The organism is Methylovulum miyakonense HT12, assembly GCF_000384075.1.
In the GTDB taxonomy this organism is placed as follows: Bacteria; Pseudomonadota; Gammaproteobacteria; order Methylococcales; family Methylomonadaceae; genus Methylovulum; species Methylovulum miyakonense.
This window is the reverse complement of record NZ_KB913025.1, coordinates 4,380,331-4,398,501: the sequence shown is the minus strand read 5'-3', so window position 1 is coordinate 4,398,501 and position 18,171 is coordinate 4,380,331. Positions and strand designations below refer to the sequence as shown.

At 49.8% G+C, this 18,171-nt stretch carries 9 protein-coding genes and 1 tRNA gene; 8 read left to right on the top strand and 2 right to left on the bottom strand.

The genetic code is table 11. The annotated features are described in order from the left end of the window. Positions 1 to 231 precede the first annotated feature (231 nt). Genes METMI_RS25865 through METMI_RS0121445 form a run of 3 tightly spaced genes read left to right on the top strand, consistent with a single transcriptional unit; the run spans position 232 to position 9,124 of the window. Complete coding sequence (locus METMI_RS25865) at positions 232 to 6,051, top strand: MBG domain-containing protein (protein WP_198007956.1); 5,820 nt, start codon at positions 232 to 234, stop codon at positions 6,049 to 6,051. A gap of 22 nt (positions 6,052 to 6,073) precedes the next feature. Beyond that, on the top strand, positions 6,074 to 7,522 hold the full coding sequence (locus METMI_RS25860; RefSeq protein WP_019868353.1) for a FecR family protein: 1,449 nt from the start codon (positions 6,074 to 6,076) through the stop codon (positions 7,520 to 7,522). Between the two features lie 39 nt (positions 7,523 to 7,561). Further along, on the top strand, positions 7,562 to 9,124 hold the full coding sequence (locus METMI_RS0121445; protein WP_019868352.1) for a ShlB/FhaC/HecB family hemolysin secretion/activation protein: 1,563 nt from the start codon (positions 7,562 to 7,564) through the stop codon (positions 9,122 to 9,124). 106 nt (positions 9,125 to 9,230) lie between these two features. Here METMI_RS0121445 and METMI_RS0121440 read toward each other — a convergent pair whose 3' ends face one another. Both METMI_RS0121440 and METMI_RS0121430 read right to left on the bottom strand, forming a co-directional pair. Continuing rightward, positions 9,231 to 9,695, bottom strand: coding sequence for a Crp/Fnr family transcriptional regulator (locus METMI_RS0121440; protein WP_019868351.1), 465 nt, complete (start codon positions 9,693 to 9,695; stop codon positions 9,231 to 9,233). 325 nt (positions 9,696 to 10,020) lie between these two features. Continuing rightward, positions 10,021 to 12,255 (bottom strand): CHASE2 domain-containing protein, encoded by a 2,235-nt coding sequence (locus METMI_RS0121430; protein WP_019868349.1) that lies wholly within the window; start codon positions 12,253 to 12,255, stop codon positions 10,021 to 10,023. Positions 12,256 to 12,444: 189 nt separating this feature from the next. Between METMI_RS0121430 and METMI_RS0121420 the strand changes: the two genes are divergently transcribed. The 5 genes from METMI_RS0121420 (at position 12,445) to infB (ending at position 18,169) form a co-directional block, all read left to right on the top strand. Further along, on the top strand, positions 12,445 to 13,092 hold the full coding sequence (locus tag METMI_RS0121420; RefSeq protein ID WP_019868347.1) for a uracil-DNA glycosylase: 648 nt from the start codon (positions 12,445 to 12,447) through the stop codon (positions 13,090 to 13,092). Between the two features lie 109 nt (positions 13,093 to 13,201). Next, positions 13,202 to 13,278, top strand: a tRNA-Met gene (locus METMI_RS0121415). A gap of 123 nt (positions 13,279 to 13,401) precedes the next feature. After that, the gene (gene rimP, locus METMI_RS0121410) at positions 13,402 to 13,878 is read left to right on the top strand and encodes a ribosome maturation factor RimP (RefSeq protein ID WP_029151867.1); all 477 of its coding nucleotides are present in this window, start codon (positions 13,402 to 13,404) and stop codon (positions 13,876 to 13,878) included. 26 nt (positions 13,879 to 13,904) lie between these two features. Beyond that, the gene (gene nusA, locus METMI_RS0121405) at positions 13,905 to 15,419 is read left to right on the top strand and encodes a transcription termination factor NusA (protein WP_019868345.1); all 1,515 of its coding nucleotides are present in this window, start codon (positions 13,905 to 13,907) and stop codon (positions 15,417 to 15,419) included. An 11-nt stretch (positions 15,420 to 15,430) separates the two neighbouring features. After that, on the top strand, positions 15,431 to 18,169 hold the full coding sequence (infB, locus tag METMI_RS0121400; protein ID WP_019868344.1) for a translation initiation factor IF-2: 2,739 nt from the start codon (positions 15,431 to 15,433) through the stop codon (positions 18,167 to 18,169). Positions 18,170 to 18,171 lie beyond the last annotated feature (2 nt).

Genomic DNA, 18,171 nt, shown 5'->3' with positions numbered 1-18,171 from the left:
TTGCTGGAAAAGCGGTTGATTTGGTTACTATCTTGCTTGCCTAATGCGGCCGGTGTGATGGCTTTGGGTTCCGCTTTTGGCTTTGTGGGGATCTGGAATATAGGCTGGGGTCACTGAAGGCCCGTATTTTTCAACGATACTTTTTAACATCTGCAAAATTACTTGCGGATAGTCTGCTTTCAGCATTGATGGTAAGATTTGAAATTGCAATATTTTAAGAAGGAGACCGCCTTGAAATCCAACCGGCAACCGTCAACGTATGACAAACCCTTAGTTGACCCTGGCTTACCTGTACGCCATCTGCTTAACCTGGCGATTTTGGCAATCCTGTCCCCGCTTACGGTATATGCAAACCCCGACGGGGCGCAAATTATCAATGGTCAAGTCAATATAGACACCTCCCAGCCAGGTGTGACAAATATCACTAACAGCCCCGATGCCATTATCCAGTGGCAGAATTTTAACATTGCCCAAAACGAAATTACCCGCTTTATCCAGCAAAATAGCCAAAGTGCGGTGCTGAACCGGATTATGGGTGAAAACCCTAGCCAGATTTTAGGGCAATTGGTGTCCAACGGCAAAGTATTGCTGATTAACCCCAATGGCATCGTGTTTGGTGCGGATTCTGTGGTGGATACCCAGGGTTTGGTGGCGTCTAGCCTTAATTTAAGCGATGACGATTTTCTAAAGGGCAATTACCATTTTTTGGCGGGTTCGAAAGCCGGCAATATCGTCAACGAGGGGATTATCCGGGCCGGTAAAGACGGTAACATCGTCCTGATTGCGCCTTCAATAACCAATAACGGGACCATCAGGAGTGAAGGCGGCCAGATTACCCTGGCGGCCGGGCAAGAGCTTATCCTGACCAATCTCGACAATCCTGACATCCGGTTTGCCATCCAAGCCCCTGCCGATAAGGTGCTTAACATAGGTAAGTTATTGACCGAAGGCGGTGCGGTCAATGTCTTTGCCAACACGATCAAGCACGAGGGGGAAATCAATGCCGATAGCGTCCAAGTGGATGCGCAAGGCCATATCAAACTGGTCGCACAGCAAGAAATTAACTTGGCCGCACAAAGCAAAATTTCTGCAAATAATAGCCAAGGGAATGCCGGGACTATTGTCGTTGAAAGTAAGACCGGCGTGGTGGCTTTACAGGGGGTCATCGAAGCGAATGCAACAGGCGCTGGCAAAGGCGGGAGTATTGAGGTCTTAGGCGAACAAGTGGACGTGTTAGACAATGCGCAGATCACTGCCGACGGCCAGCAGGGCGGGGGGCAGGTTTTGGTGGGGGGTGACCAGCAGGGCCAAAATGCCGCCGTGCATAATGCAAAAGCCACCTACGTGGGTGCGGACACCCATCTCAGTGCCGATGCCAAAATTCAGGGCGATGGAGGTAGAGTGATTGTTTGGTCGGATAAATCAACCCGCGCTTATGGGCATATCAGCGCCAAGGGTGGTGGCCAAGGTGGTGATGGCGGCTTTGTCGAAACCTCGGGGCATTCCTTAGATGTGTCAGGCATACAGGTTGACGCTTCCGCAGCCAAGGGTAACGGTGGCCATTGGCTCCTTGATGCGAATAATGTCACCATTCAAGCCTCGGCTGGCACACCGGTTTCTACAACGGGAACCGATGGTGGCTTGGTCACTGCTGGCAGTATCCAAGCGGCGTTGAATAACGGGATGACGGTGACCGTGACCACCGGTATGGCGGAACCGGGTACCCAAGAAGGCAACATCATTGTCAATGCGGGTATATCCAAAACAGTTGGCGGTGATGCTACATTCAATCTCATCTCCCGTAATAATATTGATATCAATGCACCGGTTATAGCGAGGACAGGAAAGTTGGATCTGACGTTGGCCCCCAATTCAGATGCGGTTGGCGGCGGGGTTAGCACCATTGGCAGCTTGGTCGATTTAAATAAGGGCAACCTCACGTTGAATGGCGAAAGCAATGTTTTGTTTTCAGGGACGATACGTAATGCAATATTGACCATTCCAGAGCTGGGAAATAGCGAATTGGAGGGTTTGTTAAGCAATGTCGCTGAAGTCAACATTGGGCAGGGTGCGGCATTGACAATCAACCGCAGTGCTTCCGCCATCAATACGGTGTTTAACAACTACGGTATGCTGGATATTAATGACTTTTTTATCATGAACACACTGAACCTTTATAGTGGTTCGTTAGCCGGGAGCGGCAATGTCACGGTGACCCAGGCTTTTAATTTCCATCCGGGCACGTCATTGGCTGGTGATGGCGTATTGACCACGGCCTTGGGGGCAACAACCGAGTTGTCAGGTACCGGGGCGGTGTCTGTCGATAAGCAATGGAATAATTTGGGGACAATAAATTGGACAGGGGAGGTCGGGATTGGCCATACCACCGGGAATGCCGCCTTTAACAACTTTGCTACGGGTGTCATTAACATCAATTCAGCCGGGGTTAGGGAGTTAAATACGGCGGTTTTTAATAACCAGGGCGTTATCAATCTGTCCGATGGTGTTTTGAAATTGCTTAGCCCGGGGGCAGATACCGGCAGTTATATTGCCACAGGGTCTGGCTTGCTAAAATTTTGGCCGATAGGGAGCCGTAAATTTTTGGGGGGCGCTAACGTGCATAGCGCCAATCCGGTCAGTTTCGCGAATGGCAGCAATAATTTTATGGGGGGTTCCAGTTACTATGCGCCACAGACAGAAGTGGCCAGTTTCGGCGCCCTTAATTTTAATACGGGCAAATTAGTCACGTTATCCGAGTTGACGGTAAATTCGGGGCAGTTGGGCGGAGTCGATGAAATCATCATCAGTGATAAGTTTGCGATGAATTCCGGCAGCCTGACGGGCTTCGGTAAATTGACGACTGCGGCCGGATCCACCACAAACTTAGCGGATACCGGCTTAGTTAATTTGAATAAGCGCTGGGATAACTTGGGCACGGTGAATTGGAAAAATGCAGATTTTGCCGGCAATGGCAGCGCCTCCATTTTTACGAATGCATCGGGCGGGATTATTAATGTCGGTCATGCAAGCACCGCTGCGGATAAGGAGTTTTCCATCAATACCGTACGTTTTAACAATCAGGGCTCAATCAACCTGGCTGGCGGCATTTTGAAAATCTTTAGTCCAGGTAGCGATACGGGCGGCTATCAAGTTAACGGCAATGGGCAACTGCAATTTTGGTACGGTTTGCGGGTATTCGATAATGCCGAAATCAATAGCCCCAACACCGTCACTTTCAGTAATGGCAAAAACTATTTTAGGAATGGGGCGGCTTACAGTGCGGGCCAAACCGACCTTTTAAACGAGGCTTTGCTTAATTTCAGTACCCATACCGCAATAACTTTACCGAAATTGACCATAGACGGCGGTCAATTGGAGGGTTCCGATACGGTGGCCATCACTGATGCGTTTAACTTCCATGCAGGTACTGTCATGGGCGGGACGTTAACGACGGCGGCGCAGAGCGTCACCATCTTAGCTGATAAGGATAGCGTTTATCTGGGTAAAAACTGGGATAACTTTGGTGCCGTTTCATGGAATGGCGTGGCCAATATCCGCAATCCAAGTAACGCCACCCCAACATTCAATAATCGCCTCGGTGGCGTTTTCAATATCCATAACGCCGACCCTACGGCAACCATGGCGCTGGGCTTGGCACATTTCAACAATGCAGGGACACTCAACCTATCCGGTGGCCTACTGAAAATTTCCGGCCCTGGAAGAGATACGGGGGCTTATCAGGTTGGCGATGCCGGTGAATTGCAATTTTGGGACGGTAACCGTTACTTTGACGCTAACGCCTCAATCAATAGCCCAAATAAAGTGACTTTTGCGGGGGACGGGAAATATACCTTTAGTGCCGGTTCCAATTTTTCTGTCCCGGAAATCGGGATTGATGGAGCCAGGGTCATATTTAATACGGGTAACACCTTGGACATACCTATCCTGACCATTAACAATGCGGCGACGCTGGTTAGTTTTGATGCGGTTAATATCAGCAAAAGTTTTGGTTTTTCTTCCGGTCTGTTTACGGGTAACGGAAAATTGATAACGTCACCCGATGCCATTACCCGGCTTGAAGACGGCAGGGTATTGCTCGATAAAAACTGGGACAATTATGGGACGGTCCAATTCGGTGTCGGTGTGGAAACGATAACCCATTCCAGGACTGCCGCCTTGCCAATACGCTATTGGGATAACTATGGCACGGTCAATTGGCAAGGCGATGTCGCCCCCCCTAATAGTTTGGCCAGTAGTGTCATATTGACCAATAAAGTAGGGGGTGTTTACAACATTGACGGCACCGATCCCAGCGGTATTCGCCAACTTAATTTAGGCGCTTTCAATAATGATGGGACGGTCAACTTATTAGGCGGCATTTTGCAGATCCTAAGCCCTGGAACGGATACCGGCCGCTATGTGGTGACCGGGACAGGCCAGCTCGAATTTAATGACAGCACCCGCCACTTTAACGGTTCGTCCATCATCAGTGCCAATAATCCGGTCATTTTTTCCGGCAGCACGAGTTATTTTACTAACAATGCGATATTGGAAACACCAAAGGCGGTGATTGCGGGTGCCATATTTAATGTCATCACCCCGCTGACATTAAACCAATTGGAAATGACCTCTAACCCAGGAAGCGATGCTATTGGCACGCTCTATAATGCGGGCGGATTGACGGCCACCGGCCGCTTTGATTGGTCTGACGGGACGCTTTCAGGCGCGGGCGCCTACCATTTTGCCAATGGCTTTGCTTATACGGGGGGGGCGATGCGGGCAACGGGCATCGTGAGTATTGTTGATAACAGCGGCTCGTTGTCCTTACCGTCAATGCCGTCGGTTAGCCAGCTGAGCGCTTATTCTTCCGGGCAATTGACGTTAACAGGCGATATTTTGGCAAGTGGCCGGGGTTCGGCGATCACGTTGGAGGCCACAAAATTTATTAACCAGTTCGACTCGGTGCTGTCTGCCCGTAATGGCCGCTGGTTAATTTACAGCAATACGCCTACCGAAAATAAATTAGGGGGTTTGGCTTCGGATTTCAAGCATTACGGTTGCAATTCCACTTCATGTGGGGACGGGTTTGATGTTGCCGCGTCAAAGGGCAATGGCTTGCTTTATGGCATCGTACCCGTCCTGTCGGTGACACCTGATAAGCTGACCAGCGTTTACGGCGAGAAGGGGAATTTGACGGCAAGCTACAGCGGGTTTATCGACGGTGACGATGCAAGCTCCGCAGGAATAACAGGTTCGGCATCTTATGATGTGAGCGGCTCTAAAAGTGGCGCCGGTTTTTATCATGCGGGTAACCATGAAGTCAGTTACGTGACCGGGTTGGCCAGCCAATTGGGTTACCGGTTCCAGGATAACCCTTTGTCCACCCAAGAATGGGCCATCACCCCACGGGCTTTGGCCATTGCCGCTGATGCGGCCGGAAAAACCTATGGGGATCTTGATCCCCTATTCAACTATCACGCAACCGGATTATTGCGCGGCGATAGTGTCACAGGTGCGCTCGCCCGTGCTGTAGGCGAGGATGTGGGTGATTACGCGATTACGCAAGGCAGCCTGACCGCTTCCAGTGATTATGACCTTAACTATACGGCAAACTATTTGGGCATTTCGGCGCGGGCTTTAAGCGTTATCGCTGATGCCCAAAGCAAGTTCCTCGGCGAACTTGATCCGGTGCTGACCTATAAAAGCGTTGGCTTGGTGAATGGCGATACCTTGGGCGGATTTTTGTCGCGGGTGTCAGGCGAGACGGTAGGGCGTTATGCCATCACCCAAGGTAGTGTTGCGGCTAGCCCCAATTACAAGTTAACGTATGTTGGTGCGGATTTAAGCATAAAACCAGCGCCAATCGGGATAACTCAAGAGGTGATCCGGCAGAATGAGAATGTGGGGCAGAATCAGGTTTTGGTCTTGACCCAACAGGCGGCTCTCAATGGGTTATTGGATAATGTGACCGCCAATAATACACCGTCAGAAACCACCGTTACGGACAAGGCTAAAAATGATGGTCAAAAGTCGCTTAAACAATGTCAATAATCTGTTGATCAAATAATCCATTATGAACATCCATATTGCCGGCGTCATAAAAAATTTAGGCTTATTGTTTTGGCTAGGGCTGGGTGCCGTCCCCTGTTATGCGGATTCGCCTGTGGTTGGCAAGATCAGTTTCGCCCGTGGCAGTAATGCCGCCCAACAACCGGGCGCAGCGCCCAGGATACTTGGACAAGAGGCGGTTGTTTATCAGGGGGACAATATCCAGACTACCGAGCGTAGTTTTGTCATCATCACGTTCAATGATGGCGCTAAGGTCACCGTGCGCCCGAACAGCAATTTTACGGTTGACCATTATGATACACAATCACCGCATCCGGAGGCGCAACTGACGCTGCATGAAGGCGGGGTGAGGGCGAGTAGCGGGGATATAGCCAAGCAGACGCCTGACAGTTTCCAGATAAAAACACCTTTGGCGACCGTTAAAGCGCAACAGGCCGAGTATTCCGTCCGCCTTTGTAAAGAGGATTGCGGGCAAGAAACTAAACCGGAGCAAACAAGCCCCGTTAAAACTGACCAAAGTGTGATTGCCCGGGTGGTTGACATTAAAGGCTTGGTAATCGCTAAAAACCTGCAAGACAAAGATGCCAAGGAGCGTCCGCTTGCCTTGGGCGCACCGATTTATAGCGCCGACCATTTGCGTAGCCAGGCCAATAGCTTCGCGTTGATGGTGTTCCGGGATGGCGAGAAGATCACTTTACAGCCTAACAGCGAATTGGAAATCGCCGATTATCATTATCAAAGCCACAACGAACAAGACCACGCCTTGTACCGCTTGACAATCGGCGGGATGCGCGCCCTGACAGGCAGTATCGGTAAGGCCAATAAAGCGGCTTACGCAATTGAAACGCCAGTGGGCACTATCGGTATACGCGGGACGGGATTTGATTTGACTTGCGTAGGCTCTTGCGTCAACCAGCGGCCGCAACAAGCCGATAGTATTCTGGAAGGGCTTGCCGAAGGCCTTTATAGCCATGTCTGGCAAGGGCAAATCGTCTTAAGGAACGGCAGTGGCGAACAGGTGATAACCATGCCGGAGAGTGGTTACATTGCCAACCGCAACGCCGGGGTGTTTCAAATGCCTGAAATACCTGTAGTGATTCCGGACAACTTTGTGCCAAGGCCCGATAAGGATAACAGCTCGCTTGATAAGCTGTTTAGCAAACGCCAACAACAAGGTGTGCCTTCAGGCTTGTATGTTACCGTGCATCAGGGTCATGTGCAGTTAAAGCAGGCAAACGCTACGGGCGGCAATGTTGATCTGGGCAAAAATGAAGCCGCTTATGTCAACCAACAAAAAAGTACAATTCGGTTGGCCGAGCAACAATCTTTTCAACAACATGATCCGTATCCATTGCCATCGTCCAGTCCCGATGGGAAGCCGGGCAACTATCCAATCTTAAGTGATCAAGAAGGCACGGACAATGGGTCATCGGCTTATGAATGTAGCAACTAGCCTTCAGGTTTGCGCAACCTATTATTTCAAGAACGCACTATGAAATTATTCCGCCCACCAAATAAATTGTTTAAAACCGTGCTGATTGGCATTTTCTGTGTGTCCAGCCCCTTATGTTTGGCGGCTACGCCTGCGGCCATCCAATTTATGGTTAAACACTTTAGTGTTGAAGGTGCATCACCCTTGTCGCCAACAGAAATGGACGATTATTTCCAACCCTTGCAACAGCGTCAATATACGCTTAAGACCTTACAGGAAGTGGGCAAGGGTTTGGAGACGAAAATAAGGGAGCAGGGCCACCCGTTTTATCGGGTTGTCCTGCCTCCACAAACATTGGATGCGGGTGATGTCAAATTGCGTATCGTATCCTTTGCCTTAGGTGAAATTAACGTCGAAGGCAACCACTATTTTACCAAAGAGAATATCGTTGCCAGTTTGCCCAGTTTGCGTAAGGGCGTGTCGCCCGATACCAACGATTTGGCCGAATCCATCAAAGTTGCCAATAAGCATCCTTCGAAACAACTTCAGTTGACGTTTAAACAAAGCGAAACGGCTGACCAGGTGAATGCCAAAATCAACGTCGCCGAGCAACGGCCCTACCAAGCTTCGTTGATCTTAAACACCGTGGGCACCAAAAGCACCGGCAATTTCCGCATGACCGGGGCTTTGCAACACAGCAACTTATGGGGGCTGGACCATATTTTCAATGGCAGTTACACCACTTCACCCGACCATGCCGATACGGTGGAGCAATACGGCACCAGTTACAGCCTGCCCGTTTATGCCCTGAAAGGTTGGTTGAGCGCCTATTATGCGTTTTCCAACGTCAATAACGGCACGGTGGCGAGTGATTTGACCGTGACGGGCTCTGGGGAAATGTACGGGCTGCATTACCAACAATTTCTGCCTAAATGGGGGCATTACGAGCAGTGGTTGGATATCGGGTTTGATAACCGTTACTTTATCAACGACATCCAATTTAGGACGATCCCCTTAGGGAACAATGTCCGCAGTGTGCCATTAAGCGTCATGTATAAAGCCGAGTATCCTTGGCGGAACACCCATTTTGGCTATCACGTCCAGTGGGTGGGCAATACCGGTATTGGCGACCATAACAATCAGGCCGATTATGGCTTGGTCAGGCAAAATGCCAACCAGGATTGGAATTTGTTACGTTACGGCGGGAATTTCTCGGTTAACTTCCAGCAATGGCTGGTACAAACCATTTTTACCGCGCAATATAGCCAAGATTCGTTAATCGCCGGGGAACAATTGGGGGTCGGTGGCAGTTACGATGTGCGTGGCTATCAGGAGCGGGAAACCAGTGCGGATCGTGGCGAAATCGTTAAATTTGAAGTCACCACACCTTCTTGGCAACATATCAATTTGTTCGCTTTTTATGATTATGGCCATGGCCGTTTGGAAAGCCATTCAGGTAGCCAGTTTTACGATTGGAGTTTGAGCAGCACCGGAGTCGGGGCTAGCTGGCAGTGGCAAAATTATCTCCAGGCCAAAATTGCCGTTGCCAATGCTTTGGATAATGCGGTGACGACCCAGGCGGGCGATAGCCGGATCCATGCCAGTATAGTCTTACGTTATTAAGTTATTGTAAGACCCGTCAAAGTCCGCTTTGCAACACTAGCGCCGTCATTCCGGCAAACCAACCCTGTTATGGATGGGCTAAAATGACGGCTTGTATAGGTGGGGCTTATGATACCGGGGGGCTGTTTTCCTGCAAGTACAATTCCAACACGGTTTTGGTCCGCAAATTGTTTTGGCGTATGCGCATGACCAAATTCATAAATAACTCACGCAACACAAAATAGCCTTTTTCAGGGTATTTCTCCATAAAACTTAACATTTGTGAGCCGTCCACCTTGGCAATTTCGCATTCAGTCAAGGCGGTGACTTCGGCGCTCCTAGGTTCGCCATCAAACATGGCCAGTTCGCCAAAAAAATCACCTTTAGATAAGCGGGCCAGGCCCGGCAAAATTTTATCCACTTCTTCGCCGATACAGGTGCTGATTTGGACTTGTCCATCCAAAATAAAATAGACATCCTGGCTAATTTCATTTTCTTTTAATATCACATCATTGGTCCGGTACTTGATTTTGGTAAATTGGACGGACGCAGTAAAGTCCGGGTCATCAAGTAAGAATGCTAAATTTATCATGGCGGCGTTTACTCATAAAAAGGGACAAAGAAAAATCTGATCAGCGACGTATTAGTCTATTGATCCGAATTATAGACTATGTTAAAGACAAATATCCTCTTAAAAATCGCATAACAATGATGTTAATGGCTGACACGCTAATGCCCGGCTCTAGTGACCAATATCCAAGAGAACTTAAGATTGGCAATTGGCGGTTTTGGAGCCGTTTTTTTGATTGGGGCGTGTGGCAGCATCGCAACCAAAACCTCACCAAATTTCCTGATGTCGTCTTTAATAGCGGTAACCCCATCCAGGATTTACCGCTATTCCGGTTGTTTGCCAGGTGTTATTTACTGGTATAGGTAAACACCCCGTCCCAACCCGCTTCAGGCGGCGAGGATTGGTAGAGGCCGATGCGGTCAAGGTATAACCCATATAACATATCCTTGGGATGCTGGAGCGCCAATTCCTTAAAAATCGCCGATGCCAAAAGCCATTGTTGTTGCCGGTAATAATGCAGGGCCGTATCCAGCAGGCCGATGGCTTGGTATTGTTCGGGGCTGACCTCCTCTTTTTTGCCGATAGGTTCGTAGATGGTGATTGGTTGGTGTTTGCCTTTTACCCGTACACGGTCAAGTTCGCGGTAAACAAATTCGGGTGCGGCCTGGCGCGTGGTTTCACTGACGATGATTTTTACGCCATATTGTTTGGTTAGCCCTTCCAGGCGTGACCCCAAATTGACGGCATCACCCATGACGGTATAGGCCATGCGGAATTGCGAACCCATGTTGCCGACGTTCATCGGCCCCGTGTTGATGCCGATACCCATGTCTATTGTTGGCCAGCCCTTGCTGATAAATTCGGTTTGTAGGCTGGCGAGCATTTTTACGATAGCCAAAGCGGATTGCACCGCCCCTGACGCATGTTGGGGGTTGTGCATGGGGGCGCCCCAAAAGGCCATGATGGCATCGCCGATATACTTGTCAATCGTGCCGTTAGCTTCGTGTATCAGGCGCGTGGCGGGCGTGAAAATGGCATTGATGATTTCACACAGGGCCTGCGGGTCTTGGGTTTCGGAGATGGTGGTGAAGCCGCGCACGTCGGAAAAAAACACGGTCATTTCACGGCTCTCGCCTTGTAAGGAGAACGCTTCGTCAGAACGGCTCATTTGTTCAACCAATTCCGGTGGGATATATTGCCCGAACATCGCGCCTAATTGCCTTTTTTTCCGGCTTTCCAGGAAGAAACCAAAAAATATCTGTACGCCATAAAGCGAAAATAACTGTGCCAACGGCACGGCAAGAATCGTATCAATCCCCAAGGCTTCCCAGCAATACACATTCATTATAATGACGCCGGCCAATAAGATGCTGAAAGTGATTGCCGACCATATGACGGACAAACGGGGGAATAAAAAATTAATCAATAGGCAAATCAGTATGAGTTCAATGATTTCGGGGATGATAATGTAGTTGGGGCGCGATTTTATCGTTTGGTCCAGCATCGCGCTTAAAATGTTGGCGTGGACTTCCACGCCCGGATAGATGTGTTGGACCGGTGTTGCCCGCGAATCTAACAAACCGACCGCCGTGGAACCCATAATGACGATTTTGTCTTTCAGTTGGGCAATATCGGTGGTGCCGCTGAGGACATCTGTCGCAGAGATATAACGGAAACTGCCTTGGCGGCCGCGGAAGGGCAACAAAATGGCGGCGCTTTCATCTACTGGGATGGAAATCCCTTCAATACGCAGCCCTTCCAAACGGCTTTGGGTGTTTTGCAGGCCGTATTTGTCGCCCACTACAAATTCGATAGTAGGGTAATCGAGCAAGGCCCTAAATAGGGCCAATGACAGGGACTCGTACAGCTGGTGTTGGTATTGGATCAATAAGGGCAGTTTTCGGTAAATGCCATCTTGGTCAATATAAGGGTTTTCAAAAAAACCTGCGGAAGCGGCGGCGGATTGCAGTTCAGGAAGGTTGGCCGCATAACTTTTAGCATCAAATAAGTATGGGCTGAACGGCAGCTTGTTGGCATTCGTTAATGGGGTAGGCAATTTACCTATCTGATCTACTTTCTCCCGAAGGTGGCTGAAAAAATAGCCCAGCACCACGGGACGGTTTTTTAGGCTTTGGGCAAATATCTCGTCAAACGACAATTGTGGCTTTAAGGTTTTTAGGGCGGACAAGAAGCGCGCGTCATCATGCAATTGCCCGGTGGCCAGTTTGTCCAAGGTCTTGATCCCTGAACTGTCGTCCGGCTCAGAGAACACCATGTCAAAGCCGAGCAATTTGATGCCGTAATATTCAAACAATATATCGACAAGATAAGCCAATTTGTCCCTACCCCACGGCCACTGACCCTCTTGGGCCAGGCTGGCTTCGTCAATGGCGACAATGACGATGCGCGAATCGACGGTATTGGGCAAGGTTTTGCGCAAACGCAAGTCATAGAGGATGTTTTCCATGCGTTCCAAAGTAGGGAGCGACAGCAATCCGGCCGTGTCCATGACTAGCACGCCAGTAATGGCAACGCACAAGAGGATACGGTAAAACGCTAACCATTGGTTGCTGAATTGCATCGGTATGTAAGCCTTATCTTGAAAAACCAGTCTGGCGGCCAAAACCCAATTAGTATCACATTGTGCACTTCAAAATGACAGTGGGTTATGATGCTGTTTTATTGCCGGGAAAGCTATTTTTGAATAGCGCCCCCTTCGGCCTTAAACTTGACCTGCAACCTAACCCATACAAAACCTAAGATAAACCTTATGGCTTACCCAAAAATATTCGATCAGGATTGCCGCCAGTGCCAAAGGTTGGCTGGCTTTCTGGATGCGGTTAAAGTCCAGTGCCCAACTTACCATGCCCGGCCAGTTGCGCCTTTTGGCGACCCTCATGCGCGTTTGCTGATTGTCGGCTTAGCGCCTGGGATGCACGGGGCCAATGCCAGCGGGCGGCCATTTACCGGCGACTACGCCGGCTTGCTGCTTTATGAAACTTTGCATACCTTTGGTTATGGCAGTTTACCGGTTTCGGAATCGCTTGATGACGGGCTGGTATTAGGGAATTGCCGTATCACCAATGCCGTAAAATGCCTGCCACCACAAAATAAGCCTACGCCCGGCGAAATTTCCCAATGCAATGCGTATTTGGCAGCCGAGATACAGGCCTTGCCCGAAGACGCGGTTATTTTGGCACTGGGGACTATTGCCCACCAAGCAGTGTTGAAAGCCTATCAATTGAAAGCCAGCCAAGCCATTTTTGGGCACCATGCGCAACATCTGTTGCCGGATGGCCGTGTGCTTGTCGATTCATACCATACTAGCCGCTACAACATCCAGACCAGGCGCCTGTCCCAAAGCATGTTCCACGAGGTTTTTGTGACAATTGGGGGTTTATTGGCCAAGACCCGGTAAAGAAGGGCGGAAAAACACTGCGGCTAGGTTAAAGGAAATTGGAGTTACATTACAAAATTAAAAAATAGATTGATAAATATAATAAAGAGTCTATAATGCTCAAATCAATCGCGGGGTGGAGCAGCTTGGTAGCTCGTCGGGCTCATAACCCGAAGGTCGTAGGTTCAAATCCTGCCCCCGCTACCAGATCAAGAAACCCCATTTTGGGGTTTTTTATTTTATAGGCTTCGGTCATTGGAAGCATACAACTGATTGTTAATGGAAGAGCCTTTGGCTCTTTTTTTTTGTGCGCAAGTAAGTGAGGAAAAAATGAAGCAGGCTCCTGAGCATTTGGTCAACTTGATCGAGCCAGTTGTTGAAGGTTTAGGATATGAATGTGTCGGCATCGACTACCATCCACATCCCAGACATGGTCTGTTAAGGATTTACATTGATAAGGAAAACGGGATATTGGTTGACGATTGCAGCAAAGTCAGCCATCAGGTTAGCGGGGTGCTGGATGTCGAAGACCCGATACCCGGCAATTATCAATTGGAAATTTCTTCACCCGGTGAAGACCGGCCATTTTTTAAGGTGAGCCAATTTGAACGCTTCATCGGCAGCACAGTACTGGTCAATTTATTTAAACCAATAGAAAACCGTAAAAAAATCAAGGGTTCGATCGAAGGTGTGGCGGGTGATATTATTACGCTTAAGGAAGGCGATCAGGTATTTGAGGTTCCGTTTAGCGCCATGAGTAAGGCGCGCTTGGTTCCTGAAAACCATTTTATTAAAAAAAGCATTTAATCAAAGCATCGAAAAAGGAGCTCGAAGTGGCAAATAAAGAAATTTTATTGGTAGTAGAGGTGTTTTCCAATGAAAAGGAAATTGACAAGGAAATTGTTTTTCAGGCAATCGAGTCAGCATTGGAAGTCGCTACTGTCAAACGTAATATAAATTCAATTAAGGCTCGCGTTGCTATTGATAGAAAAACTGGGGATTACAAGACGTTCCGGCAATGGGAAGTGGTTGCCCCTAATCCGGCGTGTGATGGCGATGTTGAACATCCTACCACGCAGGTTTTATTGGAAGTGGCGCAAATTGATGACCCCAATATCCAAGTCGGCGATGTCGTCGAAGAGGAAATTGAATCAGTCGATTTTGGCCGCATTGCCGCGCAACATGCCAAGCAGGCGATTATCCAGAAAGTCCGGGAAGCCGAGCGTAAAAAAATTGTTGATGCCTACAAATCACGCATAGGCGAACTGGTCACCGGTATCGTCAAGCGCATCGAAAAAGGTTGTATCTTCCTTGATTTGGGTGGGCATGTCGAAGCTTACATCGCTAAAGAGGACATGATCCCGCGCGAAGCGATCCGTATCGGTGACCGCGTTAGGGGATACCTCAAAGATGTGCGGCTTGAACAGCGGGGCCCGCAATTGTTCGTCAGCAGGACAGCGCCTGAATTGTTGACCGCGTTGTTCCGTTTGGAAGTGCCGGAAATTGCTGAAGGCACGATCAGCATTATGGGCGCGGCCCGTGATCCTGGTTCCAGGGCTAAATTAGCCGTCAGGAGCAATGACCCAAGGCTGGATCCAGTGGGTTCTTGTGTCGGTATGAGGGGCGCACGGGTGCAGTCGGTCACTAACGAGCTGGCTGGCGAGCGGGTGGACATCATCCTCTGGAACCCTAGTGAAGCCCAATTTGTGATCAACGCCATGTCACCGGCCGAGATCCAATCCATTATTGTCGATGAAGACAAACATAGTATGGATCTGGCGGTTAGCTCCGACAATTTGTCGCAGGCGATAGGCCGGGGCGGGCAAAACGTGCGCCTGGCCTCGCAATTGACCGGTTGGGAGCTTAATGTCATTGATGCCTCCAAAGCCGAACTTAACAGCGAAGCCGAAATTTCCAAAATCAAGCAGCTCTTTATGGACCAGCTTGATATTGATGACGATATTGCCTTGATACTGGCGGAAGTCGGTTTTAACACCGTCGAAGAAATTGCCTATGTCCCTGTTAGTGAAATGTTGGATATTGAAGGTTTTGATGAAGATCTTGTTAACGAATTAAGAAGCCGGGCAAAAGATGCCCTGTTAATCAGCGCGATAGCGGCTGAAGAAACAAGGGAGACGGTGCATCCTGCGGAAGATTTGTTGGCAATGGAAGGAATGGACGATGATTTGGCTTACGAATTGGCAAGCCAAGGTATCGTTACAATGGATGATTTGGCAGACCAATCCATAGATGATTTGTTGAATTTTTCCGGCATGACGGAAGAAAGGGCGGCAAAATTGATTATGAAGGCACGTGAACCTTGGTTTGCCGAGGCACAGAGCGAGTAAAGGGGGAGCATATGAGCGATAAAACGGTACGGCAGTTAGCTGAGGTAGTCAAAATACCTTTAGAACGGTTATTGGAACAACTGAAAGAAGCAGGATTATCTGCCAGTTCCCCTGATGACGTCATCAGTGAAGATGAAAAAATGCAATTGCTCGGACATTTGCGCAAACGCCACGGCAAACCGGAAGACACCACAGGGGCTTCGCCACGGCGGGTCACCCTGGAGCGCCGGAAGGTCATGGAAATTAAGCAGTCGACAGCGCCAGGGAGCTCGTCAAAAACGATTAGCGTTGAAGTAAGGAAAAAGAAAACTTACATCAAACGCCCCGAAGCGGTTGAGCCGGAACAACCCAAAGTTGTTGAAGCGGCAAAACCTATCCGGCCTGAAGAACTGCCGCCAGCGGTTGCCGAGGCCGTGCCTGCGCCTGTCCACCCTGAGCCCGCTGAAGCGCAGCCAGTAGTTGCCGAACCTTTGCAAGCCTTGGCGCCTGAGGCAATTGCCGTGGCCGAACTTCCGTCCGCACATGAGGCTGACGCGGGGAAAGAAGAAATGGTCCGGGCCAAACCGGCAAAGCGGGACATTAAAGCCGAGGGCACGACGAAAGCCGGGCCAGCGGAAGAGGTTTTGCCCGAAGCCGATTTGATTGATGAGCTCGATCCCGATGAGAAATTTGCCACGGTAAAAATTAAGGATGATAAAAAAATCAAGCAAGATAAGCCCATCAAAGCCAAGGAAACCGATGAAGTCAGGAAAAAACAGCAGGAAAAGGAGCGCCGCCTTGAAGAATCCATTAAGAAAAACGCCGAGAAAGTGAGGCAGCAAGCCGCGGTCAAACAGCAAGAAGGCGCGTACAAGAAAAAACAGGAAGAGGGCGCTTTACGTAGCACGCCGAGTAAAGATGGCAAGAGGGGCAAGAAAAAAGGCAAGCAGAACGCCCGTGTCGCCATGCCGTCTGAAAACCGCCATCAATTTGAAATGCCGGTGGCTCCTATCGTCAAGGAAGTGACGATTCCTGAAATGATCATCGTCTCAGATTTGGCGCAAAAAATGAGCGTCAAAGCGGCGTTGGTCATCAAGCATCTGATGAAGCTGGGCATTATGGCCACCATTAACCAAAGCATCGACCAGGAAACGGCGGTGATTTTGGTGGAAGACATGGGCCATAAACCCATCATGCAAAGTGACGATGACCTAGAGCAAGAAATGCTTGCCGAAGTGTTGGCGGAAGACAACCGCGTCGAAATGCCGAGGGCCCCTATCGTCACCATCATGGGCCATGTCGACCATGGCAAGACGTCATTATTGGATTACATCCGCAAAACCCGCGTCGCTGCCGGCGAAGCGGGCGGCATCACCCAGCACATCGGTGCGTACCAAGTCAAGACCGACCACGGTGCCGTCACTTTCCTTGATACCCCAGGCCACGCCGCGTTCACCGCGATGCGGGCGCGGGGTGCTGATGTCACTGACGTGGTCATTGTCGTGGTGGCCGCCGATGACGGCGTGATGCCGCAAACCAAAGAAGCGGTGGAACATGCACGGGCGGCGAATGTGCCGATTATTGTTGCGATGAACAAAATCGACAAGCCCGAAGCTAATCCTGACCGGGTCATGCAAGAATTATCAACCATCAACGTGTTGGCGGAAGAGTGGGGCGGTGATGTCCAATTCTTGAAAATATCGGCCAAAACAGGTGAGGGCATTGATGAGCTGATTGAGTCGCTGATTGTCCAAACCGAAATCCTTGAACTGAAAGCGCCGATTGAAGGTGCTGCGTCAGGCGTGGTCATTGAATCGCGTCTGGATAAAGGCCGGGGTGCGGTCGCTACCATACTGGTGCAAAAGGGCACGTTGGAAAACGGGCAAATGGTCTTATGTGGCCATGAATATGGCCGAGTCCGCGCCATGTTTAACGAAAACGGCAAAGCCATCAAAGAAGCCGGCCCTTCAGTCCCCGTGGAAATTTTAGGCCTGTCCGGTACGCCGAATGCGGGTGATGAGTTCCTGGTCGTGCAAAACGAACGGGTTGCCAAAGACTTGGCAAAACACCGCGAAGACCGTAAGAAATTCAGCCGCCATGCCGCGCAACAGGCGTCCAAATTGGATGAGGTGTTCTCACGCATGACCGCAGGTGAATTGGCCAGCGTCAACTTGGTGATCAAAACCGACGTGCAAGGCAGTTTGGAAGCCTTGCGTGGTTCCTTGGTCGGTTTGTCGAACGAAGAAGTCGAAGTTAAAGTCATTTTTGGCGGTGTCGGCGGTATCAACGAAGGCGATGTCAACTTGGCCTTGGCTTCCGGTGCGATCCTGATCGGCTTTAACGTCAGGGCGGATGCGACTTCACGGAAATTGATCGAAGAAAAAGGCGTGGACTTACATTATTACAGCGTCATTTACGATGCGATTGATGAAGTCAAGAAATCCATCAGCGGCATGCTCGCCCCAGAAATCAGGGAGCATATCGTCGGCCTTGCCGAAGTCCGTGACGTGTTCCGCTCACCGAAATTTGGTGCGATTGCGGGTTGTATGGTCATCGACGGCTACGTCAAACGTAACTTGCCTATCCGCGTCTTGCGTGAAAACGTGGTCATTTTCGAAGGCCAATTGGAATCGCTACGCCGTTTCAAAGACGATGCCGCCGAAGTCAAAATGGGCATGGAATGCGGTATCGGCGTAAAAAACTACAACGATGTGCAAGCAGGCGACCAAATCGAAGTCTTCGAGCGCACTGAAGTCAAGCGGGTGTTGTAAGC

What these genes read in the sequence shown, in the direction of transcription:
- METMI_RS0121420 (WP_019868347.1), top strand. Translation starts at nt 12,445, where the DNA reads ATGGCTTACCCAAAAATATTCGATCAGGATTGCCGCCAGTGCCAAAGG.
- rimP (WP_029151867.1), top strand. Translation starts at nt 13,402, where the DNA reads ATGAAGCAGGCTCCTGAGCATTTGGTCAACTTGATCGAGCCAGTTGTT.
- METMI_RS0121445 (WP_019868352.1), top strand. Translation starts at nt 7,562, where the DNA reads ATGAAATTATTCCGCCCACCAAATAAATTGTTTAAAACCGTGCTGATT.
- METMI_RS0121440 (WP_019868351.1), bottom strand. Translation starts at nt 9,695, where the DNA reads ATGATAAATTTAGCATTCTTACTTGATGACCCGGACTTTACTGCGTCC.
- METMI_RS0121430 (WP_019868349.1), bottom strand. Translation starts at nt 12,255, where the DNA reads ATGCAATTCAGCAACCAATGGTTAGCGTTTTACCGTATCCTCTTGTGC.
- METMI_RS25860 (WP_019868353.1), top strand. Translation starts at nt 6,074, where the DNA reads ATGAACATCCATATTGCCGGCGTCATAAAAAATTTAGGCTTATTGTTT.
- infB (WP_019868344.1), top strand. Translation starts at nt 15,431, where the DNA reads ATGAGCGATAAAACGGTACGGCAGTTAGCTGAGGTAGTCAAAATACCT.